Below are 2,062 nucleotides of genomic sequence, written 5' to 3'. Positions count from 1 at the left end.
ATTCGTCAATTATCTAACCGTCAAGTTACTTCGTCATCAATTCCCAACAATCAACAATTAGTTGACCGTCAAATTTTAACTGTTCCTAGTAATCAAACATCAGTTAATCAACAACCGTTAATTACCAATGAGCAACTATCAAATCAAAAGGTTGATATTACAATAAAGAACATAAATACTGGTTCTCCTAATATAAATCCTAATCAGAAGTTTATCATTAACATTCCTAAGAATAATCCTGATGCTCCTATTACCATTAAACCAATTCAGGAAACCGTAACTCCCAACCCTCAACCGACTAATATTAACCCTAAAGTACAAGCTATTATTGAACATGAAACGGCTATACTTAACCAACTAAAAGGCAATGAGGAGAAAGCAATGCAGGAGTTAAACATCGCCAAAAGTCAGTTACAGACAGCCAAAGAGCAAAGACTGTACGCTGAACATCAATTATATCTTGAGAATAATAGACGGGCGATTGCATTACAACAGCAAGGCTTAGAACTTGAACGACAAAGAACAATTAGAGCAGGACAATTACAAGAACAAGAATACAGTAAAACCCAAATAGAAGCTAAAATAATAGAGATTGACAATGCTATTAATCAACTCTCAACCGTTAAAATTCCTTACAATGGAACCGTTAGAAAAGTTAAATGGGATGGGCAAACTGACCATACTCTTAATGTTACCGTTACTCTCGATGTTGCTGAACCTTCAGTCAGTAAATAGTCAAACCATTGAAGGAATAGCCAATACTTCGGCAAGCTCTGTTACTAGACAACAGGTTCACACTGAGCCTAGTCGAAGTGCAACATTTAATAGTCAGGGAACAGGAAACCAGGCATCATTCGTGACAACTTAAGAAAATGAAACAAATGTCAAGGGTCGTTTAAAGGCGATTTCGGGCGGATGGGTGCATGAAGTATTCTTTTATCCTAAAATAAGAGGGAATAAGCTATTATTAGGAATGATGAGTCGAAAAATTAACCGTGACCATGCCAAACGACAACAACGCCCTATGATAGAAGATGAGGTAATTTCAGGGCAATTATCCGCTTTATTAACGACGGCGATCGCTAACCAAAGAAAATCTGGCCGGACTCTTGGCTTGCGAGACAGAATATTAACCCTTCCCTTAATGGTGGCCGCCGTGTTAACTCTGTTATGGCGGGATGTAGCTGGGGTGAGAGAATTAACTCGAATATTAGCCAGAGAAGGATTTTTGTGGTGTGACCGACTAAAAGTTAGTCAACAGGCTTTATCGAAAAGATTTCTGACTTTTCCGGCGGAATTGTTTGAAGGAGTTTTTCAAGAGATTCTACCATTATTAACTTTAAAATGGCACGAAAGAACTCGTCGTCCACTGCCAGAAAGTGTTCGATTTGCTTTAACTAAATTTGAAAAAATTTGGATAGCAGATGGTTCGACTCTTGAAGCTTTGTTCAAAAAACTGAAAAGTCTTGAGGATATTCCCCAAGGTCAATTAGCGGGGAAAATGGGGGTAGTTATTGATTTAATGACTAGACTCCCTGTCGAAATTTGGTTTAAAGAAAATCCGAAAACCAATGACACGAAATTTGAAGAAAATTTATTAAATTTAGTCACTGCCTCGACCTTACTATTATTAGATAGAGGGTTTTATCATTTTAATTTTTGGCTTCAATTAATTGGCAAAGAAATTCATTTTATAACTCGTCTAAAAAAAGGTGCAGTAATTAAAGTATTAGAAGTTTTCACAGAGAGTTATTCTCTCCGTGACCGTAAGATACGTCTAGGGTCTGGAACTAAAACAACGCCTTACATAACCCTACGTTTAATTGAAGTCAAGTCAGGAAAAGTTTGGCATTCTTATCTGACTTCAGTTTTAGAGCCTGAGATTTTACCGACCTACTTTGTCGCTGATTTATATCGTAAAAGATGGCGAATTGAAGAAGCATTTAATACAGTTAAACGACTTTTAAGTTTAAGTTATTTATGGGTAGGGTCAATCAATGGGGTGAAGTTACAAATCTGGGGAACTTGGCTATTTTATGCAATTTTAATCGATTTAGGAGAT

The 2,062-nt window shown here is 36.8% G+C and carries 1 protein-coding gene and 1 pseudogene; both read left to right on the top strand.

Annotated elements, in window-relative coordinates:
• A pseudogene (locus VB691_RS22790) lies at positions 1-735 on the top strand (hypothetical protein); the annotation flags it as partial.
• A 289-nt stretch (positions 736-1,024) separates the two neighbouring features.
• Positions 1,025-2,062 (top strand): IS4 family transposase (locus VB691_RS22785; protein ID WP_323293824.1); only part of this gene is annotated, 1,038 nt, incomplete at its 3' end.

Origin of the sequence: Crocosphaera sp. XPORK-15E, assembly GCF_034931425.1 — a bacterium.
GTDB lineage: Bacteria > Cyanobacteriota > Cyanobacteriia > Cyanobacteriales > Microcystaceae > UHCC-0190.
This window is presented reverse-complemented; position numbering and strand designations above follow the sequence as displayed.